The 24,069-nt window shown below is 72.5% G+C and carries 27 protein-coding genes; 19 read left to right on the top strand and 8 right to left on the bottom strand.

The genetic code is table 11. The annotated features are described in order from the left end of the window. Positions 1-45: 45 nt before the first annotated feature. Together BLV39_RS32850 and BLV39_RS32845 are read left to right on the top strand one after the other, a co-directional pair. Complete coding sequence (locus tag BLV39_RS32850; protein ID WP_239083893.1) at positions 46-918, top strand: alpha/beta hydrolase; 873 nt, start codon at positions 46-48, stop codon at positions 916-918. Beyond that, positions 915-2,186: an acyltransferase family protein gene (locus BLV39_RS32845; protein WP_090800488.1), complete on the top strand. Its 1,272-nt coding sequence runs from the start codon at positions 915-917 to the stop codon at positions 2,184-2,186. The genes BLV39_RS32850 and BLV39_RS32845 overlap by 4 nt, the downstream gene beginning before the upstream one ends. 253 nt (positions 2,187-2,439) lie before the next feature. Here the strand turns inward: BLV39_RS32845 and BLV39_RS32840 are convergent, their stop codons facing one another. The 3 genes from BLV39_RS32840 to BLV39_RS32830 all read right to left on the bottom strand — a co-directional run bounded on the left by BLV39_RS32840 (position 2,440) and on the right by BLV39_RS32830 (position 5,536). Further along, positions 2,440-3,390, bottom strand: coding sequence for a VWA domain-containing protein (locus tag BLV39_RS32840; protein WP_090800487.1), 951 nt, complete (start codon positions 3,388-3,390; stop codon positions 2,440-2,442). After that, entirely contained in the window at positions 3,387-4,289 is a 903-nt protein-coding gene (locus tag BLV39_RS32835) for a DUF58 domain-containing protein (RefSeq protein WP_090800946.1), read from the bottom strand. The genes BLV39_RS32840 and BLV39_RS32835 overlap by 4 nt, the downstream gene beginning before the upstream one ends. A gap of 101 nt (positions 4,290-4,390) precedes the next feature. Beyond that, a complete protein-coding gene (locus BLV39_RS32830) occupies positions 4,391-5,536 on the bottom strand; it encodes an AAA family ATPase (RefSeq protein WP_373315402.1) in 1,146 nt (381 codons plus the stop codon). A 250-nt stretch (positions 5,537-5,786) separates the two neighbouring features. On the opposite strand from BLV39_RS32830, the gene BLV39_RS32825 reads away from it, so the two are divergent. From BLV39_RS32825 to BLV39_RS32805, 5 genes are all read left to right on the top strand, one after another. After that, entirely contained in the window at positions 5,787-5,984 is a 198-nt protein-coding gene (locus tag BLV39_RS32825) for an acetone carboxylase (RefSeq protein ID WP_239083892.1), read from the top strand. A gap of 18 nt (positions 5,985-6,002) precedes the next feature. After that, positions 6,003-6,515: a PH domain-containing protein gene (locus tag BLV39_RS32820; RefSeq protein WP_239083891.1), complete on the top strand. Its 513-nt coding sequence runs from the start codon at positions 6,003-6,005 to the stop codon at positions 6,513-6,515. A 2-nt stretch (positions 6,516-6,517) separates the two neighbouring features. Then, positions 6,518-7,912 carry a PH domain-containing protein gene (locus BLV39_RS32815; RefSeq protein WP_090800485.1) on the top strand — a complete coding sequence of 465 codons (1,395 nt, stop codon included), beginning with the start codon at positions 6,518-6,520 and terminating at the stop codon, positions 7,910-7,912. A gap of 148 nt (positions 7,913-8,060) precedes the next feature. After that, on the top strand, positions 8,061-8,480 hold the full coding sequence (locus tag BLV39_RS32810; RefSeq protein ID WP_090800484.1) for a thioesterase family protein: 420 nt from the start codon (positions 8,061-8,063) through the stop codon (positions 8,478-8,480). Then, positions 8,477-9,367, top strand: coding sequence for an MBL fold metallo-hydrolase (locus tag BLV39_RS32805; protein ID WP_090800483.1), 891 nt, complete (start codon positions 8,477-8,479; stop codon positions 9,365-9,367). The genes BLV39_RS32810 and BLV39_RS32805 overlap by 4 nt, the downstream gene beginning before the upstream one ends. Before the next feature lie 31 nt (positions 9,368-9,398). Here the strand turns inward: BLV39_RS32805 and BLV39_RS32800 are convergent, their stop codons facing one another. Beyond that, positions 9,399-10,469: a lytic polysaccharide monooxygenase auxiliary activity family 9 protein gene (locus tag BLV39_RS32800; RefSeq protein ID WP_090800940.1), complete on the bottom strand. Its 1,071-nt coding sequence runs from the start codon at positions 10,467-10,469 to the stop codon at positions 9,399-9,401. Between the two features lie 241 nt (positions 10,470-10,710). On the opposite strand from BLV39_RS32800, the gene BLV39_RS32795 reads away from it, so the two are divergent. The 5 genes from BLV39_RS32795 to BLV39_RS32775 all read left to right on the top strand — a co-directional run bounded on the left by BLV39_RS32795 (position 10,711) and on the right by BLV39_RS32775 (position 14,723). Continuing rightward, positions 10,711-11,637 carry a carbohydrate kinase family protein gene (locus BLV39_RS32795; RefSeq protein WP_090800482.1) on the top strand — a complete coding sequence of 309 codons (927 nt, stop codon included), beginning with the start codon at positions 10,711-10,713 and terminating at the stop codon, positions 11,635-11,637. A gap of 41 nt (positions 11,638-11,678) precedes the next feature. Continuing rightward, on the top strand, positions 11,679-12,386 hold the full coding sequence (locus tag BLV39_RS32790; protein ID WP_090800481.1) for a transglutaminase domain-containing protein: 708 nt from the start codon (positions 11,679-11,681) through the stop codon (positions 12,384-12,386). A 44-nt stretch (positions 12,387-12,430) separates the two neighbouring features. Next, positions 12,431-13,072: a hypothetical protein gene (locus tag BLV39_RS32785; protein ID WP_090800480.1), complete on the top strand. Its 642-nt coding sequence runs from the start codon at positions 12,431-12,433 to the stop codon at positions 13,070-13,072. 63 nt (positions 13,073-13,135) lie between these two features. After that, positions 13,136-13,639, top strand: a complete 504-nt coding sequence (locus tag BLV39_RS32780; RefSeq protein WP_239083890.1) for an RNA polymerase sigma factor — start codon at positions 13,136-13,138, stop codon at positions 13,637-13,639. Further along, entirely contained in the window at positions 13,632-14,723 is a 1,092-nt protein-coding gene (locus tag BLV39_RS32775; protein WP_090800479.1) for a WD40/YVTN/BNR-like repeat-containing protein, read from the top strand. Before BLV39_RS32780 ends, BLV39_RS32775 begins: the two co-directional genes overlap by 8 nt. A gap of 4 nt (positions 14,724-14,727) precedes the next feature. On the opposite strand, the gene BLV39_RS32770 is transcribed toward BLV39_RS32775, so the two are convergent. Continuing rightward, positions 14,728-15,831: an aldo/keto reductase gene (locus BLV39_RS32770; protein WP_218137100.1), complete on the bottom strand. Its 1,104-nt coding sequence runs from the start codon at positions 15,829-15,831 to the stop codon at positions 14,728-14,730. Between BLV39_RS32770 and BLV39_RS32765 the strand changes: the two genes are divergently transcribed. The 4 genes from BLV39_RS32765 to BLV39_RS32750 all read left to right on the top strand — a co-directional run bounded on the left by BLV39_RS32765 (position 15,830) and on the right by BLV39_RS32750 (position 18,286). Next, positions 15,830-16,573 carry an SDR family NAD(P)-dependent oxidoreductase gene (locus BLV39_RS32765; RefSeq protein WP_090800478.1) on the top strand — a complete coding sequence of 248 codons (744 nt, stop codon included), beginning with the start codon at positions 15,830-15,832 and terminating at the stop codon, positions 16,571-16,573. The two genes, BLV39_RS32770 and BLV39_RS32765, sit on opposite strands and share 2 nt — an antisense overlap. 95 nt (positions 16,574-16,668) lie before the next feature. Continuing rightward, a complete protein-coding gene (locus tag BLV39_RS32760) occupies positions 16,669-17,097 on the top strand; it encodes a hypothetical protein (protein WP_090800477.1) in 429 nt (142 codons plus the stop codon). Beyond that, a complete protein-coding gene (locus BLV39_RS32755) occupies positions 17,091-17,315 on the top strand; it encodes a helix-turn-helix transcriptional regulator (RefSeq protein WP_090800476.1) in 225 nt (74 codons plus the stop codon). The genes BLV39_RS32760 and BLV39_RS32755 overlap by 7 nt, the downstream gene beginning before the upstream one ends. Next, a complete protein-coding gene (locus BLV39_RS32750) occupies positions 17,312-18,286 on the top strand; it encodes an NAD(P)-dependent alcohol dehydrogenase (protein ID WP_090800475.1) in 975 nt (324 codons plus the stop codon). The genes BLV39_RS32755 and BLV39_RS32750 overlap by 4 nt, the downstream gene beginning before the upstream one ends. Positions 18,287-18,372: 86 nt before the next feature. On the opposite strand, the gene BLV39_RS32745 is transcribed toward BLV39_RS32750, so the two are convergent. Then, positions 18,373-19,260: a class I SAM-dependent methyltransferase gene (locus BLV39_RS32745; RefSeq protein ID WP_090800474.1), complete on the bottom strand. Its 888-nt coding sequence runs from the start codon at positions 19,258-19,260 to the stop codon at positions 18,373-18,375. A 73-nt stretch (positions 19,261-19,333) separates the two neighbouring features. On the opposite strand from BLV39_RS32745, the gene BLV39_RS32740 reads away from it, so the two are divergent. After that, positions 19,334-20,086 carry a maleylpyruvate isomerase family mycothiol-dependent enzyme gene (locus tag BLV39_RS32740; protein WP_090800473.1) on the top strand — a complete coding sequence of 251 codons (753 nt, stop codon included), beginning with the start codon at positions 19,334-19,336 and terminating at the stop codon, positions 20,084-20,086. Between the two features lie 255 nt (positions 20,087-20,341). Next, positions 20,342-20,956 carry a hypothetical protein gene (locus BLV39_RS32735; RefSeq protein ID WP_090800472.1) on the top strand — a complete coding sequence of 205 codons (615 nt, stop codon included), beginning with the start codon at positions 20,342-20,344 and terminating at the stop codon, positions 20,954-20,956. Here BLV39_RS32735 and BLV39_RS32730 read toward each other — a convergent pair whose 3' ends face one another. Then, positions 20,957-21,739 carry a hypothetical protein gene (locus tag BLV39_RS32730; protein WP_090800471.1) on the bottom strand — a complete coding sequence of 261 codons (783 nt, stop codon included), beginning with the start codon at positions 21,737-21,739 and terminating at the stop codon, positions 20,957-20,959. A gap of 162 nt (positions 21,740-21,901) precedes the next feature. Between BLV39_RS32730 and BLV39_RS32725 the strand changes: the two genes are divergently transcribed. Beyond that, positions 21,902-22,708 (top strand): DUF3097 domain-containing protein, encoded by an 807-nt coding sequence (locus tag BLV39_RS32725; protein ID WP_090800470.1) that lies wholly within the window; start codon positions 21,902-21,904, stop codon positions 22,706-22,708. Here the strand turns inward: BLV39_RS32725 and BLV39_RS32720 are convergent. Beyond that, complete coding sequence (locus tag BLV39_RS32720) at positions 22,705-24,048, bottom strand: serine hydrolase domain-containing protein (RefSeq protein ID WP_090800469.1); 1,344 nt, start codon at positions 24,046-24,048, stop codon at positions 22,705-22,707. The genes BLV39_RS32725 and BLV39_RS32720 overlap by 4 nt on opposite strands. Between the last annotated feature and the right edge of the window lie 21 nt (positions 24,049-24,069).

Below are 24,069 nucleotides of genomic sequence, written 5' to 3'. Positions count from 1 at the left end.
CCGGTACGACGATTCGGCACCGTCCACACCGGCATCGTTCGGCCCATGATGCGACGGACACTTCTCCTCGGCGGCGTTGCCGCGACGCTCGGTGCCGGCCTGCTGGTGCCGGCCTCCGCCCCCGCCGTCGCCGCGCCGGCGGCCGGTCCGACGCCGGCGCTGGCGTACCCGGTGGCCGCGGCCGCGATGCGTGCGGCGGGCGGGGCGTACGCGGGCTGGGCCCGGTCGGGTCGGCACTTCCTGTCGTTCGACACCCGCGGCGACGGCACCGCGGTCGAGGTGGTCGGCGACCTGGCCACCGCGGACCGGATCGCGGTCGTGGTGCCGGGCGTGGACACCACGCTGGCGACGTTCACCAACGGCCTCGGCGGCGTCGCCCGGCGTGCGCCGGCCACCCAGGCCCGCGAGCTCTACGCCGCCGCCGGTGGGGACGTCGCGGTCGTCGCCTGGCTCGGGTACGACCCGCCGGAGGGCATCGGCCTCGAAGCCGCCCGCGAGGTCCGGGCCGAGGCCGGTGCGCGCAACCTGGCCGCCTTCGCGGGCTGGCTGGCGGGCCGCCGCCCGTCCGCGCGGATCACCCTGATCGGCCACAGCTACGGCGCGATCGTCGTCGGCCTGGCCGCGGCAGCCCTGCCGCCGCAGGTGACCTCGCTGGTCGCGCTCGGCGCGCCTGGAATGGGCGCCGACAACGTGGCGGAGCTCCACACCCGGGCGGCGGTCTACGCCGCGCTCGCACCCACCGACTGGATCCGCCGGATCCCGCAGGTGCGGTTGCTCGGCCTGGGCCTGGGCACCCGGCCGGCGACCGCGTCGTTCGGCGCCGCCGCGCTGCCCACCATGGGCGTGCAAGGGCACGACTACTACTTCTCCCCGGGTACGGCCAGCCTGGCCGCCGTCGCCGCGGTGGTGACCAGGTGAACCCCCGCCGCGACGCGGGAATCGACGCCGTCCGCGCCCTCGCCATCGCCGGCGTGGTGGTCGGGCACTGGCTGGTCACCGCCCTGGTGATCGACGACGGTGCGCTGCACGTGCGCAGCCCGCTGGCCGCACTGCCGGCTGCCCAGCCGGTGAGCTGGCTGCTCCAGACGCTCGGCCTGTTCTTCCTCGCCGGCGGCTACGCCGCAGCGGCGTCCTCCGCCCGCCGCCGCCCGCCGAGCGCCGCCGCCAAGCCGTTGTCCGCGAACGGGACCGGCACGCGCGGATGGCGGAGGCTTCAGGTTCCGCGCCGGTTGGCGGTGCTCCTCGTCCCGGTCGGCTCTCTGCTCGGCCTGCTCGCCCTGGCGCTCACCGCGGGCGCGCTGGCGGGCGTACCCGAGGTGACCTTGCGTACCGTCGGCAAGCTCGTCGTGAGTCCACTGTGGTTCCTGTTGCCGTTCCTGGCATTGACGGCCCTGATCACCCCGATCGCCCGTCTGGTCCGACGATGCGGCCCGCTGCCGTTGGCCGCCGGTGCGGCCGCGGTCGTGCTCGCCGCCGACCTCGGCCGGGGCTTCCTGCCCACCACCCTGATCGCCGCCTGGACCGTCCCGTTCGTGCTCGGCGTGGCACTGGCCCAGGGTCGCCTCGCCCGCCGGCGCACCGGCTGGCTGCTCCTCGCCAGCGGCGCCGCAGCGGTGGCCGCGCTGGTGTTCCTCGCCGACTACCCGACCAGCGCCGTCGGGGTGCCCGGCGAAGGACGCTCCAACCTGGACCCGCCGTCGCTGGCCGCCGTCGCTCTGGCCGTCGCCCAGACGGGAGCGGTGCTGCTGCTCCTGCCGTGGCTGCGCCGGCTCGGCACCCACCGCGCGGTGCGTGCGCTCAACGGCGCCGCGCTGCCGGTCTATCTCTGGCACCAGGCGACCATGATCTCCGTCACGGTCGCCCTCGCGTGGTTCGTCGGGCGGCGCCCGGGGCTGCTCGCCGAGCCGGACGACTACGGGTGGGCCGCGGCCCGGCTCGCCTGGCTTCCGCTGTTCGCGGGCGCCCTGGTGCTGGTCGTCCGGATCGCCGGGAGTACGACGGCGGGCGGCCAGGCGCCGCGACCATATCGGACGGTCGGTGACCAACCTTCCGGCCAATGCCGCGCGGCCGGGAGGCGGGGGATAGAATCACCGTTGGTTCGTGTGCCCGGCCGACGTCTGGAGGTGATCGCCGTGCGAGACAGCGATCCTCCGAGTCGCAGCCGGGCCGCCGTCCGGTCCCGCTGACTCAGCCGCGACCCGACGACAGCCAGACCTCCGCCTGCCGGCACCCCGCCTCGCCACGCCCGCACACCAAAACGGGCCCGGCGCGAGCGTGACGCCGTCCGGCTGCGACTCTCCTCCGCCGCGATTCCGCACAAGCCCCGCCAACTCGCATCGGAGAGCCGTGATGAACCGTCGTTACGTAGCCCCGCTGGGCTTCACCCTCGCCGCCCTCTGGGTGTTCGTCGTCGCCATGCTGGTCAACAACACCAACTGACTACGGCAGCCGGGACGACCAGACGAGGCTGAGGCCTGCCGCGATCAGACCGAGGAGCAGCGCGAAACCCGCGTACCAGTGGGTGACCTCGCGCGGCTCCACCCGGTGCCCGATCGAGCTGCCCATGTCCTCGTACACCCGCTTGAGCTCGGCCGCGCTCGCGGCCTCGTAGAAGAACCCGCTCGTCGACTCGGCGAGCTGGGCCAGCGCCAGCCGGTCGACCGGCACCCGCTGGAGCTGGCCGCCGATGTCGACCGTGCCGTTGTCGGTGCCGAACGCGATCGTCGACACCGGCACGTTGGCCGCCTGCGCCGCGCTGGCGGCCTCCTCCATCGGCCGCCCGGCCGTGCGGAAGCCGTCGGAGAGCAGCACGATCCGGGCCGGCGGCAGCTCGTTGGCACCGTCCGCCGGCACCGCGCGGATGGCATCCAGCGACGTGAAGACGGCCTCGCCGGTGGCCGTCGCCTCGGCCAGCGTCAGCCCGTCGATCGCGGCGCTGACGGCGGAGCGGTCCTTGGTCGGCGGCACCAGCACGTTGGCCGACTTGGCGAACGAGACCAGGCCGAGGTTGTACGTCGGCGGCAGCTCCTGGACGAACTGCTTGGCGGCCACCTGTGCCGCCTCGAGCCGGGTCGGCGCGACGTCGCTGGCCTCCATCGACAGCGACACGTCGATGGCCAGCATGATCGTCGCCCGTTCCAGCGGGAGCTCGCGGTCGATCGACGGCCGGGCCATCGCCAGCGCCAGCCCGAGCAGGCTGAGGAGCAGGGCGACGGCCGAGACGTGCTTGCGCCAGCCCATGCCGCGCGGCGCCAGCGACTTGAGCAGCTCGACGTTGGTGAAGCGGATCGCGTAGTCGCGCCGGCGTAGCTGACGCCAGACGTAGGCGCCGGCCACCAGGAGCACCGGCACGATGGCCAGCAGCCACCACGGTTGCAGGAAACGGATCATCGTGTCGTACCCCGGGTGCGTGCGTGTCGCTGTGCGGCGACGAACCTGACGATGTCGAGGAGCCAGTCGGAGTCGGTGCGCAGCCGCAGGTGCTGGGCACCCGCCGCGCGCAGTTCGTAGGCGATGGCGGAGCGCTGCGCCGCCGCACCTTCGGCGTACTTGGCGCGCAGCTTCGCGTCGCCGGTGTAGACCTCGTGCAGTGCACCGGTCTCGGGGTCGGCGAGCACGAGCACGCCGACGTCCGGCAGCTCGAGCTCACGCGGGTCGACCACCTCGATCGCGAGCACGTCGTGCCGGACCGCCAGCTTGCGCAGCGGGCGGCCCCAGTCGGCCGGCGGCGCCATGAAGTCGGAGATCACCACGGCCAGACCCCGGCGGCGCGGTGGGCGGTTGAGCATGTCGACCAGGGCACCCAGGTCGGTCCGGCCCGGTTTGATGGGTGTACGCGCGATCGCGCGCAGCAGACCCTGCGCCTCCTTGCGCCCGGGGCGGGCGGGCAGCCGCGCGGTGTGGCCGCCCCCGGTGCCGACGACCGCGCCGATCCGGTTGCCGGCCCGCACGGTCAGGTGGGTGACCGCCGCCGCGGCCGCCACGACCAGGTCGCTCTTGAGCATCTGCGCGGTGCCGAACGAGAGGCTGGCCGACAGGTCGATGGCGAGCCAGGTCTCCAGCTCGCGGTCGGCCACGGTCTGCCGGGTGTGCGGCACGGTGGTGCGGGCGGTCACCGGCCAGTCCATCCGGCGCACGTCGTCGCCGGGCCGGTACTCCCGGGACTCGCCCGGCTCCGTGCCCGGACCCGGCAGCAGGCCGATGTAGTCGCCCTGGAGCAGGCCGTCCAGCTTGCGGGTGATCAGCAACTGGAGCCGGGAGAGCACGTGCTCCGCCCGCGCGGTCGCCACCCCGCCGTGGGCGTCGCCACCCTGACCGGCGTAGGCGCCGGCCGTGCCGGCGATCCGGTCGGCACGACCGGAACCGAGGCGGGGCGGGTCGGCGGGAACGGTCACGGCAGGCGGCCCGGCCAGGCGCCGGTGGTCTGCTGCGGAGGTTGCTGGCCCGCACCAGCCGTCGCGTGCTGCCGCGGCGCGACCGAGGGCATCGGCACGGCGCTCATCAGCCGCGCGACAATGTGGTCGGCCGGCACGTCGTCGGCGAGGGCGTCGTAGCTGAGCACCAGCCGGTGCCGCAGGATGTCCGGCGCGATGTCCTGCACGTCCTGCGGCAGCACGTAGTCGCGGCCGCGCAGCAGGGCCAGCGCCCGGGAGGCCCGGACGATGCCGAGCGAGGCGCGCGGGCTCGCGCCGTATTGGATCAGTTGGGCCAGGTCCGGCACCCCGGACTCGGCCGGGTTGCGGGTGGCCAGCACCAGCCGGACCGTGTAGTCGACCAGCGCGTTGTGCACGAACACGCCGTCGGCCTTGGCCTGCAGCGCCACCAGGTCGGACGGGCTGAACACCACGGCCGGCTCGGGCGGCTTGACGCCCATCCGGTAGACGATCTCGCGTTCCTCGGCGTCGGACGGGTAGCCGACCAGGATCTTCATCAGGAAGCGGTCGCGCTGTGCCTCGGGCAGCGGGTAGACGCCCTCCTGCTCGATCGGGTTCTGGGTGGCCATCACCAGGAACGGGTTGGGCACCCGGTGCGTCTCGCCGCCGATCGACACCTGCTGCTCGGACATCACCTCGAGCAGGGCGGACTGGACCTTGGCGGGCGCTCGGTTGATCTCGTCGGCCAGTAGGAAGTTGCAGAACACCGGCCCGAGCTCCACGTCGAACTTCTCGCTCGACTGGCGGTAGATCCGGGTGCCGACCAGGTCCGCCGGGACGAGGTCGGGGGTGAACTGGACCCGGGCGAAGGTGCCACCGACGACGGTCGCGAGCGTCTCGACCGCGAGGGTCTTAGCCACGCCGGGCACGCCTTCGAGTAGGCAGTGGCCGCGCGCCAGAAGCGCGACGAACATCCGCTCGACCATCCGGTCCTGGCCGACGATGACCCGCTTGACCTCGAAGAGCGCCCGCTCGAGCAGGGTGGCGTCCTGTGCCGGGGTGGTCGCCGGAGGGTCACCTGGCTGCCCGCCGGTCGGCATGACCGGCCCGGCGCCGTTGGCGGCGTCGGGTTGCGGGGCGTCGGGTGCGGTCGGCTGGGCCACGGGTCCTCCACAGTCGCGTCTCGTGTCGGCGGCGCTCACATCATGAAGTCCGAACCTGGGAGCGCGGTACAAGCCTTCCATGTCGGCCGCCACGGTGTGCGCGCAGAACCGGATTCGTGTTGCGACGACGGTCCGGCAAACACGGGTAGACAAAGAGGGGAACGTCACGTGTACGATTCCTCCACGCCGGGCGACTTCCCCCGTGGTCGCCCGGCGCTTACCTCTCCTGGTGCGCCGTAGACTTCCTCCGGTGGACGCCGAGATCGAGCCTGTTTGCTCAGCCAAAGGCTGCCGGCGTGACGCTGTTTACGAGGTCCGCTGGAACAACCCGAAGATCCACGCGCCCGAGCGGCTCAAGGTCTGGCTGGCCTGCGAGGAGCACCGGGAGAGCCTGGCCGATTTTCTGGACCGACGTGGCTTCCTCCGTGAGGTGGCGCCCTTCCGGTGATCGCCTACCCTCATAGGGGTGGATATCGCCGCTGCCGGGCCGACCAGCCCCCTGGAGCCCTGGCCCGACACCGTCGACTGGCAACCCGTCTCGCGCGACCTGATCTGGGTCGAGCTGATCCGGTGGGGTGCGATGGCGGCCATGCTGCTGGTTCCGCTGGGCGTCCTCTGGGGCATCTTCGGCGTCTGGCCGCTCGGCCTGGCGTTCGTCGTCGTCCTGGTGCTGATGCTGTGGCGCGTCTGGACGATCTTCCGTGCGGTGCGCGCCTGGGGCTACGCCGAACGCGACCACGACCTGCTGGTCCGGCACGGCCTGGTGGTCCGGCGGCTCTCGATCGTGCCGTACGCGCGGATGCAGTTCGTCGACGTCAGCGCCGGCCCGTTGGAGCGCGCCTTCGACCTGGCCACCGTGCAGTTGCACACCGCCGCCGCGGCCAGCGACGCCCGGGTGCCGGGCCTGCGTCCCGCCGAGGCGTCCCGGTTGCGTGACCGGCTGACCGCGCTCGGCGAAGATCGCGCCGAGGGGCTGTAGGGGTGGTCATCGACGAACCGCGGCGGCGGCTCCATCCGCTGAGCCCGTTGCTGCGCAGCGCCAAGGCGCTCGTGGTGATCGTCGTGGCGCTGTCGTGGCAGACGCTGCGCCAGGTCGGCCTCGGCTGGTTCGCGCTGATGGTGCTGGTCCTGTTACTGGGCGCGATCGTCATGTCGGTGGTGAGCTGGTACAACACGGGCTACCACGTGGTCGGCCACGAGCTTCGGGTCTACGAGGGCCTGCTGTGGCGGCGCACCCGGGCGATCCCGCTGGAGCGGCTGCAGTCGGTGGAGGTGGTCCGGCCGCTGTTGGCCCAGCTCACCGGGCTCGCCGAGCTGCGGCTGGAGGTGGTCGGCGGCGGCAAGACCGAGGCGCCGCTGGCCTATCTGTCGGTGGCTGACGCGGCGGCGCTGCGGGACCGGCTGTTGGCGATCGCGGGGCGGCCGGTGGCGCCGGTCGACAGTGCGGCCGAGGTCGCCGGTGTGGCACCGGTGCGCGTACCCGGTGATGGTCCGTTGCTCCTCGCCGTGCCGAACCGTGACCTGGTGATCAGCCAGTTGCTCACACCGCAGGCCCTGGTGTTGCCGATCGGTGTGGCGTTCGTCGTGCTCCAGTTCGGGTTCGACCCCTCCTGGTCGTTCATCGGCGTGGCGAGCACGCTGACCGCGATCGCCGGTGTGCTGTTGCAGCCCGTCCGGCGGATCCTCAGCGACTGGAACTTCCGGCTGTCCCGCGACGACACGGCGCTGCGGCTACGGTTCGGCCTGGTGGAGACCCGTTCCCAGACCGTGCCGGTCGACCGGGTGCAGGGGGTGACCGCGACCTGGCCGCTGCTCTGGCGCGCGCAGGGCTGGCTGCGGCTGACCCTCGACGTCGCCGGCGTGGCCGGCCAGGACGCCGCCAACGGCACCGAGACGGACCGATTGCTGCCGGTGGGTACGGCCGACGTGGCCGAGCGGGTGGCCGGCTCGGTGCTGCCCGGGGTGCTGCTGAGCGCGCTGGCCTTCCAGCCGCCGCCGGAACGGACCCGATGGTTCCACCCGCTGGCCCGGCCGAAGCTCGGCGTGGCCCTGACGGACAAGATCGTCGCGACCCGCGAGGGGCTCCTGACCAGGACCGTGATGATGGTCCCGTTTGCCCGGATCCAGAGCGTCCGGGTGGTCCAGGGCCCGTTGCAACGCCTGCTCGGTGTGGCCACCGTCTACGCGGACACCGCGCGGGGGCGCTCGGCCGCGCTGCGCGACCGGGACCTCGCCGAGGCCTGGTGGCTGGCCGCCGAGTTGGCCGAGCGGGGGCGGGTGGCGCGGCTGGCGGCACCGGACCGCGGCCGGGTGGTGGTGCCGGCACCGGTGCTGGAACCGGAGAGCGCCCCGCTGCGTCCGCAACCCAGCGCGTGAGCTGTGTCCCTGTTGACGCCCGGACCTCCGGTCGGCGCCTGGACCTCCGGTCAGCGCGAAATCGGAGGGTTGACGAGGGCATCCACGGTTGTCCACAGGTTGGCGGGGCTCGTAGCCTGAGCGTTGCGGAGCGCCTACTCTGTGGGTCATGGAGCAGCAAACGGAAGCGCCCTTCGCGCCGGGCTTGAGCGCGCGGGTGGAGCTGACCGTCACCGACTCCGACACCGCGCAGGCGCTCGGTTCCGGCGATGTGCCGGTGCTCGCGACGCCGCGGGTGCTGGCGTTGGTCGAGGCCGCGACCGTCGCCGCGACGGCCACCCGCATGCCGACCGGCATGACCACGGTCGGCACGAGGGTCGAGCTCGACCACCGACTACCGACAGCCATCGGTCGCACGGTGTTCGCGGTGGCCCAGTTGGCCAAAGTCGACGGTCGCAAGCTCCTCTTCGAGGTCACCGTCACCGACGGGCCGGGCAGCGAGGGCACCGCGATCGTCGCCGAGGGCCGGGTCGAGCGGATCTTCCTGGATCGGCACCGGTTCGTCGAGCGGGCCGTCGACGGCTCATGAGCTCGTCCACACCGGCGTTCGTCGAGATCGCCGACCGGGTCTTCGTGCTGCGCTACCCGGTGTTCGACGTCAACGTCACGCTGGTGGTCGGTGACGAGGCCGCCGTGCTGGTCGACACGCTGTCGACGGCCGCGCAGGCGGCCGAGGTCGCCGTGGCCGCGCGCCGGGTGACCGGCGCGCAGTGGGCCATCGTCAACACCCACCACCACTTCGACCACGCGTTCGGCAACGCGACGCTGGCACGGCAGGAGCCGCCGCCGGCCGAGTCGTTCCCGGCCTTCGGTGACCCGGGCGCCGACGCGGCCGCCCGCACCCGGATCTGGGCGCACGAGGAGGCCGCGCGGCTGCTCGGCCACGAGGAGACGGCGCGGCGCACGGCGTGGGAGGCGGTCCGCGCGGGTTCCCAACCCGAGTTGGCCGACGAGGTGGCCCGGGTGGTCGTGTTGCCGCCCAACGAGATCGTCCTGACGGAGGCCGCCCTCGACCTGGGCGGGCGCATCGTCGTGCTGTCCCATTTCGGTCGCGGGCACACGGCCGGCGACCTGGTCGCGCACGTCCCGGACGCCGACGTCGTGATCGCCGGCGACCTGGTCGAGGAGAGTGGCCCGCCGGACTTCGGCGACGCCTACCCGCTGGAGTGGCCGGGCACGGTGGCGGCGCTGCTGCGGCTCACCACGCCGGAGACGGTGGTGGTGCCGGGACACGGCGCACCCGTGGGCCAAGGCTTCGTCACGGGGCAGCACGAGGAGCTCACGGAGCTCGAGTGGCTGATCCGCAACGGTCACGCCGAGCGCGCCCGGGTCGACGACCTGGCGCGCCGCGCCCCGTTCGGTGCGGCGGCGCACGTCGCCATCAAGCGCGCCTACGCCCTGCTCGACGGCGAGTGAAGGGGGGCCGCGAAGGCCCCCCTTCCGCACGTTACGAACCGACGCAGGTCACCGTCGGCAGTGTGTTGGTGCCGCTGTGCGTGCCGAGGAACCCGAACGTCGTCCGGCCCTCCGGCGCGATCGAGCCGTTGTAGCTCGCGTTGCGCACGGTCACGTTCGTCCCCGAGACGGTCGACGTGCCGTTCCAGACCTGCGCGAGCGTCTGCCCTGACGGCCACGCCCACGAGGCGGTCCAGCCGCCGTACGTCCGGCTGCTGTGGTTCATGATCTCGACCTCGGCCTGGAAGCCGCCGGTCCACGAACCGACGATCTTGTAAACCGCCATGCAGTCGCCACTCGGCGCCGGCGTGGTCGGTCCGGCGGTCGGGCTGGCAGTCGGCGTCGGGGTCGGTCCGGTCGTCGGGCTCGGGCCGCCCGGGTCGGTCGGGTTCTCGCTGCCCGGGCCGACGCCGGTGACCTGGCCGTTGCCGCCGTCGAAGACGACATCGGAGCAGCCGAAGAAGTTCTCGTTGCTGTCGGCGCGCACCCAGCGGGAGTAGATCAGGTGTCGCCCGCTCTTGTTGGACGGCAGGTTGCCGCTGAAGTAGTAGTGCCCTTCGTTGGTGCCCGGACCACCGTTCTGCGGCGGGTTGGTCACCGTGAGGAACGGTGTCGACTCCAGGTCGTTCCAGGCCAGCGCCCGGGTCGGGCTCCAACTGTCCCTGGTCACGTAGAAGTAGAACGTGCCCGGGTGGTGTGCCCAGTTGCTGTACTTGAAGTCGAACCGCGACCCGGCCGTCAGGTGGGTCAACGGCCAGTCGTTGCGGGCCTGGTTGTACGCGGCGAAGGTGCTGTTGCCACCACTGCAGAGCTGGCCGTCCTGGATGAAGCCGACGGTGCGGCCCGCCGCGTCCGAGCGCAGCACGCTGAACCAGTTGTAGAGCGGGTTCGTGCCGCCCTGCTGGACGGCCGCGGTGCAGGCCGGGTTGTGCGGCTGGATGTCGCCCTGCTGCGACAGGCCGTCCTTCCAGCACAGGAAGGTGCGGCTGCCCGGTGACATCGGCGTGCCGTGTCCCTGGGCGGGCAGTTGGCTGACCACCGACACGAGGCCGGCGGCGAGCATGGCGGCGGCACCGAACACCGCGGCCCTGCGGATGAGTCTCACGGATTGCTCCTCGGGGAGTCGGCGCGCTGGCGCGCCGGAGTCGACTCGGGGAGCGCGGGCTCGCGAGGAAGCCGCGGCGCGCGCTGACCCACCTGTGTGCCCTTGTGGGGGTGGCGCCATCCGCGTGTATTGCCCGGCGTGAATATCGGACCACGACGGGGCGTACGGCGGCAAGGGCGGGCTTGCGAAGATGCACCCCATGGCATACGCGGTGGTGCTCGGTGAGGCGTTGATCGACCTGCTCGACGGCGAGTCCGCCGGCGAACGGGTCTTCCGGCAGGCGATCGGCGGCGCGCCGTTCAACGTCTCGGTCGGGGTGGCCCGCCTCGGCGGCGAGGTGTCGTTCGCGGGCTCGCTGGGCGACGACGCCCTGGGGACGCGGATCCTCGACTACCTCACCGAAGCGGGGGTCGGGGACCGGGCGGTGGTACGCGTACCGGTGCCGACCACGCTCGCGGTGGTCACCTTCGACGGCGCCGACCCGGAGTTCCGCTTCTACGGTTCGCCGCCGTCGTACTCGCTGCTCACCGAGGTGCCGCGCGACCTGCTGGCCGGCTCGGCGGTCGTCTACTGCGGTTCCATCGTGCTGCTGCACCCGGAGTTCCTCCGCGCCGCCCGGTCGGCCTGGTCGGAGGCCGGCGGCCTGCGGGTCTTCGACCCCAACGTGCGGCCGACCCTGCTGCCGACCCCGGCCGACGTGGACGCCTTCCGGTCGGTGGTCGACGAGTTCTGCGCGTCGGCCGACCTGGTCAAGCTGAGCCACGCCGACGCCGCGGTGCTCTATCCCGGGCTGTCGCTGTCGTCGGTGGCCGGCGACCTGCTCTCCCTCGGCGCCGGCGCGGTGGTGGTCACCCGCGGCGCGGCGGGCGCGCTGGTCGCGTTCGGCGACGAGCGGGTCGACCTGCCGGCCCCGGTGGTCGAGGCGGTCGACGCGACCGGCGCGGGCGACTCGGTGATGGCGGCGCTGATCGCCGGTCTGCTGGCCGACGGTCCGCCGAGCACCGTGGACGGCTGGACCCGGCTGGTTGCCTACGCGCTCCAGGTGGCCGGGCTGGTCTGCGAGCGGCCGGGCGGCGCGGTCGCCATGCCGACCCGCGCGGAGGTGGCCGCGCGCTTCGGCGCCTGAGCGGGTGGCCGCGCGCGGCGGAGCGCGGGCATGATCGACGGGTGACGCAGACCTACGCGACCGACCCCGCGCACCACGCGGCGCTGTTGGACAACCTGCCCGCCGACGTGGAGGCGCTGGGTGTGGTGGTGCGCAACGTCGTCGGCGGTGCCGGCACGCCCGGTGCCGACCACGCCCGGCTCGTCGACCTGCTCGACGCCGACCAGGCGCGACATCCGGGGCGCGGGCTGCGGGTGCCGCGGGCCTATCCGGTCGGCGGCACCTGCCGTGCGGCGGCCCTGCTGATGCTCGCGGCGCTGCGGCACCGCAGCCTGCCGGCCCGGTCCCGGGTCGGGTTCGCGCCCTACCTCGGGGACGCCGCGCACGTCGTCGTGTCCTATCACGACGGTGGGCGCTGGCTGACGACCGACCCGCGGGTGGCAGGTGCCACCGGCTTCGTCCTGCCCGGCGACGCCTGGCTCGGCTACCGCGCCGGCACGCTCGACCCGACCCGCTACGGCGGCGGTGCGGCGCTGCGCGACGCGGTGCTGCGCGACCTCGCCCACGTCAACGGTGCGGAGGTGCGGCTCACCGACGAGTGGGGGCCGATGGGTCCGGACCTGGTCGACGGCCTCGACGTGGTGGACGACCTGGCCGCCCTGCTGGTCGCGGCGTCCCAGGGCAACCCGGTGGCCGAGCGGGAGTTGGCCGAGCGCTACGCGAGCGACCACCGGATCCGCCCACCGCGGCCGGTCACGGCTACGGCCTGATCGGGGGACGCGCGCCGCGTACCGGTCGGAGAGAATCTCCGGTCATGGCACTCTTCTGTCGGCTGGGCTGGCACCGCTGGACTGACTCCGGCGGCCGCGTCCTGTGCCCCCGCTGCCGCACCGCGGCGGTCGCGCCCCGGCCGCGGCTGGTCCGGATCGCGTCCTGGACCCTCGTCGTCATCGCCGTGGTCTCGGTGGTCCGGGCGCTGGCCGCGGTGATCGTCGCGCCGCACGTCGACGAGGCTGAGGCGCAGTTCGCCGCGCTCGTCGGCGAGGTCGAGACCGCCGTGTACGAGACCCGGGACGTGCTCGGCTACAGCATCGTCGCCGGCGTCCTGCTCGCGGCCGTGCTCGTGCCGGTGCTCCTCGCGCTGCGCGGTCCGCTCAGCGGGGCCAGGTGGGCGGCGGTCGGTGTCCTGTCCGCGTCGCTGATGGGCCAGATCCTGTTCATTGCCAGCGACCTGTCCGAGGCCCCGCTGCGGTGGGGCATCGTGCCGGGCTGGTACCCGCTGACCCAACAGTTGATCGAGCTCGTCCTGATCCTGGCCTCGGCCGCCGTGATCGTCCTGCTGCTGCACGGGACATCCCGGGAGTACTTCGAGGAGGGCGTCGCCGACGCCGACGAGGACGACGTCATGGAGCGCGCGCTGGCGGCGGCCCGCGCCCGCCGGGCCGCCGAACGATGAACTGACCCGCCACCTCGCCGGCCCGTCGATGGTCTGACTAGATGACGACGACGGTGAATCGAGGTGACCGTGGACGGGGAGACGGATCTCCGCGCGATCTACGCGGCCTCGGCGGGTCGCCTGGTGGCCGTGCTCTACGCGCTGACGGGTGACTTCGCCGAGGCGGAGGACGCGGTGCACGAGGCCTTCGCCCGAGCGCTGAGCCGGCCGGCCCAGTTGCGCAAGGTGGACAGCCCGGAGGCCTGGCTGCGGACGGTCGCGATGAACGTGGCCCGCACGCGCTTCCGGCGCCGGGTGCTGCTCGACCGCATCCTCCACTCCGGGCGGTTGCGCCGGCCGGAGAGCACGCCGCCGATCTCGCCGGACCGGATCGCCCTGGCCGAAGCCATGCAGGATCTGCCCCGGCCGGTACGCGAGTGCCTGGTGCTGCACTACATCGCCGACCTGACGATCGCCGACGTGGCGGCGGTGCAGCAGTGCAGCGTCGACGCGGTCAAGTCCCGCCTGATGCGCGGCCGCCGTGCGCTGGCCGCCCGGCTCGGCGACAAGGAGGAGAGCCGTGCCTGACCTCGACTTCGTGGGTCTCGGCGAGGAGACCCAGCAGGTGTTCCGGCCCCGTTTCGACGAGGTGGTCCGGCGTGCGCGGCGCCGGCGTCGGTGGCTCGCCGGGCTGAGCGCACTGGTGGTGGCGGTCGCCGGCGGCGGCGTGGCGGCCAGCCTGTCCGTAGGCACGGCGAGTCGGCCCGATGGGTCGTACCGCGGCAGCGCGACATCGCGGGTCGTGGCGGGCGACATCTGGCACCTTTACCAGCTGACAGAGACCTGCGACACCGGCGGGTGCCGCTTCCACTTCGCCGTCTCCGCCGACCGTGGCGTGACCTGGTCCCTGCGACCACCGCCGGGGCCGGACACCGCGTACCGCCAGATCCTCTCGGCGACCAACACGACCGTCGTGGTCGCGGCCGACTCCACCCGCTGGGTGACCGTCGACGCGGGACGGACCTGGCGGGAGGGGACCCTCGAGAACCGCACGACGACCCAGACGGATCAGTTCGCGTACGTCGATGGCGCCCAGGTCGTGCTCGTCCGGCCGGGGACGGGCGGGCTCGCCTCTGTCGCGGCGCCGCAACCGTTGCGGCAGGCCCGGTCGTTCGAAGGAGGCGGAGCGTTGTGGATGGTCGGATTCGCCAGGGCGAGGGGCATCCGGTCGGTTGACCTGTCGACCGCCGTGAGCGGTGACTTCGGCCGCTCGTGGGAGGTCCGCAGGCTGCCGCGTGACTTTGGGTTCCTCGACTTCTCTAGCGCCAACGGGGTCGACCTCTACGCCCTCTACGGCGTCGACCACGCGTTCAAGGTGTTCGCGAGCCGGAACGGCGGTGCGACCTGGTCCGCGACGGCCTCGATCCCGGTCAGCTTCGGCGGCGGCGGTCTGCTCGCCACCCGTTCCGGCGTCCTGTGGCTGTCGACGCCGGACGGCCTGCTGCGCAGCACGGACGGCGGCCGGAGCTTCGACCGGCGTGGCTTCCCCGACATCGGCCCGGTCGGTTTCGACACGTCGATCGACGGGATGTACGTCGCGTCGACGATGGGCGCCTACTCCCGCACCTGGGTCTCGGAAGACGGCCAGGGCTGGGTGGAGACACCGCGCTGACGGCTCAGCGCGGCCCTTCCGGGGTGTTGCCCAGCGCGGGTGTCGCCCCCTGAGTGATCTTGTCGATCTCCGCCAGGTCGTCGGCGTTCAGCGTGAGGTCGGCCGCTTCGGCGGCCGCCTCGATGTTGCGGGCGTGCCGGGCACCCACGATCGCCACGTGTACGCCCTCCTGCGCCAGCACCCAGGCGACGGCGAGCTGGGCGACGGTCATCGAGCGGCGCGCAGCGAACATGGCCAGGTGATCGACGATCTCCAGGTTCCGGATGAAGGTGTTGCCGGAGAACGCGCTCGACTTGGCCCGCCAGTCGTCCTCGTCGAACCGGGTCGACGCGTTCAGCGCGCCGGTGAGCAGGCCGCTGCCGAGCGGGCTGTAGGCGAGGACCCCGATGTCCAGGCGGCGGGCGTACGGCAGGATCTCGTCCTGGATCTCCCGCTGGAACAGGTGCAGCGGCGACTGCGACGTCTCCACCGGCCGCACCGCCTCGAACGCCGTGAGCTCGGCGACGTCGTAGTTGGACACACCGACGTGCCGGATCTTGCCCTCGTCGACCAGTTCCTGGAGCGCGCCGGCGGTCTCCTCGGCCGGCGTCGCCGGATCCGGCCAGTGCACCTGGTAGAGGTCGATGTAGTCGACGTCGAGCGCCCGCAGGCTCGACTCGACGCCGGCTCGCAGGTGGGCGGGGCGCGCGTCGCGGGTCCGCTTGCCCGCCGGGTCGATGCCGCCCTTGGTGGCCAGCACGATCGACTCCCGGTCGGACCGCAGCTCTGCCCGCAGCGCGCGGCCGAGCACCGCTTCCGCGGCGCCGTACCCGTACCCCTGTGCGCTGTCGAACAGGTTGATCCCCAGCTCGTACGCCCGTCGGATGGTCGCGATCACCCCTGACTCGTCGAAGTTGCCCCAGTCGCCGCCGAGCTGCCACGTGCCGAACGCGATGCGCGAGACCGGAAGCCCGGACCGGCCAAGTGTCGTGGTCCGCATGAACAAAGCCCACACCCGCGCGGCCCGGCGTACGACCGTTTCAGCCTGATTGAGAAGCAGATCACCCGGCAACGCGACGTCCGATCGGCGCCAGACGGCAGCCCCGTAGTCGATCAAGCTTTTCCTCATGAACAACACACTTGATGGCAAGGTCGCCCTGGTCACCGGCGGCGGACGGGGTATCGGCGCGGCGGTGGCGCTGCGGCTGGCGGCCGAAGGCGCGGCGGTGGCCCTCACGTTCCAGCAGGACCAGCGGAGGGCGGACGAGATAGTCGAGCAGATCGTGGCGTCGGGCGGACGAGCGGTCGCGGTCCGGGTCGACAGCGCCGACGCGACCGCCCTGGTCGCTGCCGTCGACCGGGTCGCGGATTCGTTCGGTCGGCTGGACATCCTGGTCAACAACGCGGGCGCGTTCCTGCTGGGTCCGTTCGGAGCGCTGGGCGTGGCCGAGTTCGAGCAGACCGTCGCGGTCAACGTCCGCGCGCCGTTCCTGGCGACCCAGGCCGCGGTCCGGCACATGGCGGCCGGCGGGCGGATCATCAACATCGGCAGCAACGTGGCCGAGCGGGCGGTCTTTCCGGGCTTCTCCCTGTACGCGATGAGCAAGACCGCCCTGATCGGACTGACCAAGGCGCTCGGCCGTGAGCTCGGCCCGCGGGCGATCACCGTGAACCTGGTCAACCCCGGCCCGACGGACACCGACCTCAACCCGGCCGACGGGCCGAACGCCTCGGCGGTCAACGGGCTGACCGCGCTCGGGCACTACGCCGAGCCGGCCGACATCGCCGCGGCGGTGGCGTTCTTGGCTGGTGCGGACGGCCGCTACATCACCGGCGCGACGGTCAACGTCGATGGCGGGTTCACCATCTGAGTTTGGGGGATGTAAAACTTTCTGGACATGAGGTAAAGGATTCGCTACCTTCGTGGTGTCAAAGATTCTGTACACGCCGCGAAGGGAGTGGGTCGATGACCCTCGAACAGAGACGTGCCTGGATCGGGCTCGTCGTGGCCGTCATCGGCTACAGCGTCTACCTGGTCGTGGTGCTCGCCCGCGCCGACGGACTGCCGCTGACGGAGGTGGCCTACGCCGCCCCGCTGCTGTGGACCATCGGCGCGGGCATCGTCACCGCGATCGTCGCGGAGATCTTGTTCGCGATCGTCAACCCGGGGGCGTCCCTGGTCAGGGACGATCGCGACCGCGAGATCGGCCGCCTCGGCGACCACGTCGGCCAGCCGTTCATGGTGGTCGGCGCGGTCGCGGCGATGTTGATGGCAATGGCCGACTGGGCGCCGTTCTGGATCGCCAACGTGATCTACCTGGGCTTCGTGCTCTCCGCCGTGGTGGGCGGCATCGCCAAGGTCGTCGTCTACCGGGCCGGCGTTCCCGAGTGGTGAAGCCGACGCGCGTGACCAACCGCATCCGCGCCCTGCGGTTCGCGCACGACGAGATGACCCAGGCCGACCTCTCCGACCGGATCGGCGTGACCCGCCAGACCCTCATCGCCATCGAGCAGGGCCGCTACTCGCCCTCCTTGGAGATGGCGTTCCGCATCGCCCGCGCGTTCAAGGTGCCGCTCGACGACGTCTTCGAATACCCCGAGGAGCCTTCATGAAAGCGATCGCACAATCCGTGTACGGGTCAGCCGACGTCCTGTCGCTCCGGGAGGTTCCGGACCCCGTTGCCGGTGCCGGTGAGGTGTTGGTCCAGGTGCGGGCCGCCGGGGTCGACCCGGGCGTCTGGGTCTGCATGACCGGGCAGCCGTACGCCGCGCGGGCCGCCTTCGGTCTGACCCGGCCGAAAGTGGCGGTCCGCGGCCGGGCCCTGGCCGGTGTGGTGGTTTCGGTGGGCGCCGGTGTGACCGCGTTCCAGGCGGGCGACGAGGTGTACGGGACGACCGCCTCCGGCACGTACGCGGAGTTCGCAGCGGTCCCGGTCCGGTTCCTGGCCCACAAGCCGGCCAGTCTTTCGTTCACGCAGGCCGCCGCGGTGCCGATCTCGGCCGTCACCGCGGTGGTGGGCCTTCGTGACGTCGCCAAGGTGGTGCCCGGCCAGCGGGTGATGGTGATCGGGGCGGCGGGGGGTGTCGGCGCGTACGCGGTCCAGATCGCTGTCGCTCTTGGCGCTGTGGTGACCGGGGTGTGCGGTCCTGGCAAGGACGATCTGGTCCGCTCGCTGGGGGCCGACGACGTCATCGACTACACGAGCGCTGAGGTTGATCGAGACGGCGCCGTCTATGACGTCGTCCTCGACACCGCCGGCTGCCGGCCGTTGGCACTGCTGTGCCGGGCGGTGGTGCCGCGTGGTCTTGTGGTGCTGGCCGGTGGCGGGCACGACGCCGGCGGGCTGCTGGGGGGCTTCACCCGAGCGATGCGGGCGCCGTTCGTGTCTCTGGTCGCGGGTCGGCGGGTGCGAGGGTTGATCTCGGGGGAGCGGGCGGAGTTGCTCGACGACCTGACGCGGCTGATCGAGGACGGCAAGGTCAAGCCGGTCATCGACCGCGTCTACCCGCTGGCCGAGGCGCCCGACGCGATCCGCTACCTGGCCCAGGGCCACCCCGCCGGCAAGGTCGTCGTCACGATCTAGCCGGCCCGCCCTCCCGCCCGCTTGCTGGCGAAGGAAGGGTCCCTTGTTAACGCTTTCCGCAGCGAAAGGGACCCTTACTAACGGCCTTAGCTGGTCAGCGCGAAGTGCCAGATGACGAGTGCCGGTGTTCCGTCGAAGACGGCCCTGTGCGCCGCCGGGACGAGTTTGAACAGTGACCACGGCCAGTCGTCCCACGGGCCGGTCTCGTCCTGGAGGGCGGGCGCGTTCGACTCGACCACGCGCACCCGGGGCTCGGCGCAGCGGCGCACGGTGAAGCCCGCCGGCAGCGCGGCGTCGAGGTAGTCGCTGGCCCGGTGGCGGTAGGCCGGTAGGAAGGCGGGTTCGCCGCCGGCCAGCCGGACGTGCGGCATCGAGCCCAGCGCCACCAGCTCGTGGTGGGAATCGGAGATCACCAGTTGGCCACCGGGACGCAGCACCCGCGCGAACTCCTTGAGCACCGGGCCGAGCTCGGGCAGGTGGGTCAGCGCCAGGGCACACACCACCAGGTCTACCGAGTCGTCGTCGAGCGGCAGTGCGTTGAGGTCGCCCTCGCGGAGATCGGCGTCGGGAACCCGTTCGCGGGCGTGGGCCAGCATGTCGGGGGAGCTGTCCACCCCGATCACCCGATGGCCGAGCCCCGCCAGGTATTCGGTGAGCCGGCCCGTGCCGCAGGCCGCGTCCAAGGCGTCTCCGACGGGCAGCGGGTCGACGATCTCGCGTACGACCGGCCGCTCCAGGTCGAATAGCCCGTTGCCCGGCTGGTCGTAGGTGCGCGACCAGATCCCGTAGCCGGTCACCGTGTCGGTGTGGCCGGCCGCCACGGGCTCGGAGTCGAGCGCCGGGTCGTCGAGCAGCCGGCGGATCTCGTCGATCCGGGCGGCGCTGAACTCGGCGTCGTGGTCGCCCGCGTTGGCGCGCAGCAGCGCGATGCCCTCCAGCGCCAGCAGGTAGGCCAGCGGTCGCTGGTAGATCATGGCCCAACGCTAGTTTCCGCGCTCCCACGATCGCCATCGATTAATGTCGTACCCCTGTGATGGACTGCCCGGCATGGAGAACTCCCGCTACCTCGAATGCCTGGCCGCCGACTTCGACCGGCTGCGCACGGTCGCTCAGCTCGACCCGGCCGGAGCGGTGCCGACCTGTCCGGGGTGGACGGTCGCCGACCTGACCCGGCACGTCGGCGAGGTCTATCTCCACAAGACCCACGCCATCCGCGACGGCGCCGAGCCCGACCCGTGGCCGCCGGCCGAGCTAGCCGGCGAAGAGCCGCTGGCCCTGCTCGACCGCAGCTATGCGGCGCTACGCCACGAGCTCGAGTCGCATGCGCCGACGGACCAGGCCGGTTCCTGGTACGTGCCGGACCAGACCGTCGGCTTCTGGATCCGCCGGATGGCGCAGGAGACGGTCGTCCACCGCATCGACGCGGAGCTGGGCGCGGGGCAGCCGGTCGCACCGATCCCCGCCGACCTGGCCATCGACGGCGTCGACGAGCTACTCAAGGTCTTCGTCGCCTACTCCGTCAGGGAGTGGAGCGACGCCTTCAAGGAGACCCTCGATCCGTCGCCGGGGCGGGTCTTCGCCTTCCGCACCGACGGGGCGGCCTGGCACGTCCGCACCGGCCCTGGCACGTTCGCCGTCGAAGACGGTGACGCACCCGACGCCGACGCGGCGATCAGCGGCCCGCCGGCGGCTCTCCTACGCTGGGTGTGGCACCGACAGCCCGGCGCCGAGGTGACGGTCACGGGGCCGGCGGAGGCGCTGGCAGAGCTACATGGGTGCATCACCATCGCCACCCAATAGCGAGCGGAACCCCAGCCCCGGCAGCCGGGTCCAACCGTGATGGGGATGGCGATGAAGGGTTTCGTCCGGCTCGCCGCGGGAGGCATGTGTGGGCTGCTGTTGACGGCCTCCGCAGCCGCCTGCGGTGCGGGAGACGGGGCAGCGCGGCCAGCCGGCTCCGCCGCGACAACCGGGTCTGGCGAGTGCCCCAGCCCGGGTGGGTCCGCTCCGGCAGGCGGATCCGGCGAGGGCGCCACGCCAGGCGGACCCGGTGGGGTGAACCGGTCTGGCGAGTGCGTCGCGCCGGGCGGGTCTGACGCGCCGACCGGCGCGGCGGAGCCTACGGCTGGTGGGCTCGACCTGCGGCGCTCCGGTGATCTCGCGTTCTATCAGACGTTCAACATGGACGGTTTCGATTCGGCGCACCATTACCGCGACCTGGACGAGGCGACGCGGGCCTCGACCGCCGTGGTGGTGGCGCGGGTGGTCGACGTGGTGATCACCCGGATTTTCCAAGGGGAGGGCGCTGACGACAGATTTCCGATGATCGGCCTGGTGCTGCAGCCGACCGACGTCGTCTCCGGAGCGCTGCCACCGCAATCCGCGGACCGGCTGACGGTCGAGTTCATCGGCAGCGGATACGACGAGGAGGACATCGCGAAGCTGAAACGCCGTCTGCCGGCGCAACCGGGCCTGTGGTTCCTCCGGTTCGACAGCGAGCGGCCGCGCGCGAGCTTCTTCTACGTGGTCTCGCCGCAAGGGCTGTTCGTGCAGGGCACCCAGGGCGTGGAGACCCCGCTGACGAAGGAGGGCGACGGCGATCTGGCCGCGGAGGGCCGCACCTACCGCCGGCTCAGCGCACTGGTCCAGCGGGTCCGCGGCGTCCGCTAGCTAGATGAGCGGTGCGTTGCAGGCGGCCACGAGCGCGCCGCGGCAGGCGGAGGCCAACGGGCGTAGGGCCGCGTCGCGGGCCTGCACCTCGAAGCCGTTGACCGCGCCGCCCGGTGCGACCTCGTCGGCCAGTGCCAGCACCCGGTCGAGCACGCTCGCGCGGGCGAACAGCCGCCGCGATCGGGGGTCGAAGCCCGGCGGCAGCTCGTTTGCGCTGTCCGGCTTGCGGATCGCGGCCAGGGCACCGGCCAGTTCCGGGCGCCACTGTGCGATGTCGAGCCGGGCCAGCGTGTTGGTCGCCTCGGCCAGGAGTTGGTTGAGCTCGGTCTCCGCCTCGGCGACGGAGACCGGCACCGGCGGCGGTGCGCCGGCTGGCAGCGCGAAGCAGCGCCACAGCACGGTCTCGAACGTCATGCCGGAGCCGGACGTGTGCGTGCGTACCTCGGGGATCAGCCCCAGGTCGCCCGCGATCACGGCCTCGCCCGCGACCAGCGCGGCGCCGGTGAACTCGCCGGGGCCGGGCAACCCGCGTGGGTCGCCGGGCGCCGGCAGCACCAGCCGGACCTGGTCGGGAGTCAGTTTGGAGAACGCCGTCAGGCCCTCGCGCAGTGAGACATCGGTCCAGGCGCCGGGTGCGTCGGCGACGAGGTGCTCCTCGTCGCGGGCGACCTCTTCGGCTACCTCGTCATAGGGCACCAGGCCGGCGCGCCACGCCCGCACCCAGGTGACGAGCCGGCTGGACCGGCGCGTCGCGAGGGTGGTGGCACCCGCTGCGGTGGACATGCAGGAAAGGGTACGTGCTGACCGGGCCGCTGTCTCGATCGCGCGACCAGCGGCACCCGCGAGGAACACCACACCCGACCGAGCTGGACAGACCGTCGGGAACCGGTCGAGACGGCGCGTCGGGCGGGAGCGGCGACAGGCGGGCGGCTAACGTCCGGATTCATGTATGGGGAGGATGTGCTCGCGGGTAACTGGCGGCGCCGCAAGGTGACGCCTGAGGTGGACGCTGAACCGGATCTGGTCGTCGAGGACGCCGACTCCGGCTTCTGCGGTGCCGTGGTCGGGTTCGAGATGGGCGCGGTCGTGCTGGAGGATCGGTTCGGCAAGCGCCGCAACTTCCCGCTGCTGCCGGCCGCGTTCCTGCTCGACGGTCAGCCGGTGACCCTCAGGAAGCCGGCCGCGGCGCCGGCACAGCAGACCCGGACCCGCACGGCCAGCGGCTCCGTCGCGGTCCAGGGCGTCACCGCCCGGGTCGCCCGCGCCAGCCGGATCTGGGTGGAGGGCATCCACGACGCCGCCCTCGTCGAGCGGATCTGGGGCGACGACCTGCGGATCGAGGGCGTGGTCGTCGAGCCGCTGAACGGCATCGACGAGCTGGAGCAGGAAGTGGCCGCGTTCGGCCCCGGCCCGCGCAGCCGGCTCGGTGTGCTGGTCGACCACCTGGTGCCGGGCTCGAAGGAGAGCCGCATCGTCTCGCGGGTCACCTCGCCGCACGTGTTGGTCACGGGCCACCCGTACGTCGACATCTGGCAGGCGGTCAAGCCCGCCGCGATCGGCATCCGGGCCTGGCCGGTGGTGCCACCGGGACGCCCGTGGAAGGAGGGCATCTGCGCGGCCCTCGGCGTGGCCGAACCGGCCGACATGTGGCGCACCATCCTCAAAACGGTCGGGTCCTACAAGGACGTCGAAACCCCGCTCATCAACTCGATGGAACGCCTGATCGACTTCGTGACCGTCGAGAGCGACTAGGGACCCAGCCGGTCGGGGTGTCGCGTGTAGATGAACGTGGCGATCTCCAGCGCCACCGGGACCCCGTGCTCGTCCCGGCGGACCGTCAGCACCTCGCCGTCGTTGGGGCCGCCCCGGCCGCGCCACCGGTCCGTGCCCTCCGGTGTGAACCGGGTCGCCTTCGGTGCGCCCGCCCGTAGCTGCGACAGCACGAGCTCGCCGGCCGGCTCGTCCCACGCCAGGTCGTGCTCGATGCCCATCCACCACCAACGGCCCGTCAACGGAGCCAGCGGCGGCGGAGGCGCACCGGCCGGGCGCCACGGCGCCGGCAGTTCCGGCTCGCGGTCGAGCACGTCGGTCAGCACCTCGCGGCCCAGCGCACCGATCGAGCCCTGCCGGAAGCTGTACGCGTTGGCGAAGCCGACCACACCCGTGCGCGACCGGCGGTGCACCGCCAGGCAGGCGACGTAGCCGGGCATCGAGCCGCCGTGGCCCACGTACACCCGCTCACCGACGCGGTAGAGCTCCAGCCCCAGGCCGTGCCCGGAGGTCCACGCCTCCAGGTCGCTGATGATCACGGGCGCGCACATCTCGGCCAGGGTGTCGGCGGCCAGCACCTCGGGGCGCGGCGCTGCCAGGAAGGCCGCCCAGTGGGCCAGATCGGCCACCGTGGACCAGAGCTGGCCGGCGGGCGCCATCGCGCCGGTGTCGGTCCGCGGTTCCTCGCGGAGCGTCGACGACCACGGGTGTACGACGTAGCCGCGCGCGAACGGCTCGACCGCGTCGTACGTGGTGGCGCGCATGCCCAGCGGGTCGAACAGCCGCTTGGTGAGCAGCGTCGTCCAGTCCTCACCGGTCACCCGGCGCAGCACGGCGCCGAGCAACCCGTACGCCAGGTTGGAGTAGTGGTATGTCCGGTGCGGCGGGAACGCCACCTTGTCGGGTGTGAGGCCGGCCAGCAGCGCGTCGATGTCGTCGCCCTCGTGCCGCTCCCACCACTTGCCCTCCGGCTCGCGCTGGAGGCCCGCCGCGTGCCCGAGCAACTGGCGCAGCGTGACCCCGCCGACCGGGGTGCCCGGCAGGTGCCGATAGAGCAGGTCGTCGAGCGCCAGCCGGCCCTCGTCGCGGAGCTGGAGCACCAGCGTCGCGGTCATGGTCTTGGAGATCGAGCCGATCCGGTAGCGGGTGTCCGGGCCTGGCCGGGCGTCCTGCGGCGAGGCGGCGCCGCCCGCGGTCGCGACGTGCACGAGCTCGCCGTCGCGGACCACCCCGAGCGAGATCGACGGAACCTGGCCGGTGGCCTGGGCGCGGGCGACCGCGGCATCGACCGAGCGTGCGGTCTCCGGAAGCAACGTCGTCATCTCGAGTGGGCTCCTCGGGCT

The sequence above is a fragment of the Asanoa ishikariensis genome, assembly GCF_900107455.1.
In the GTDB taxonomy this organism is placed as follows: Bacteria; Actinomycetota; Actinomycetes; order Mycobacteriales; family Micromonosporaceae; genus Asanoa; species Asanoa ishikariensis.
This window is presented reverse-complemented; position numbering and strand designations above follow the sequence as displayed.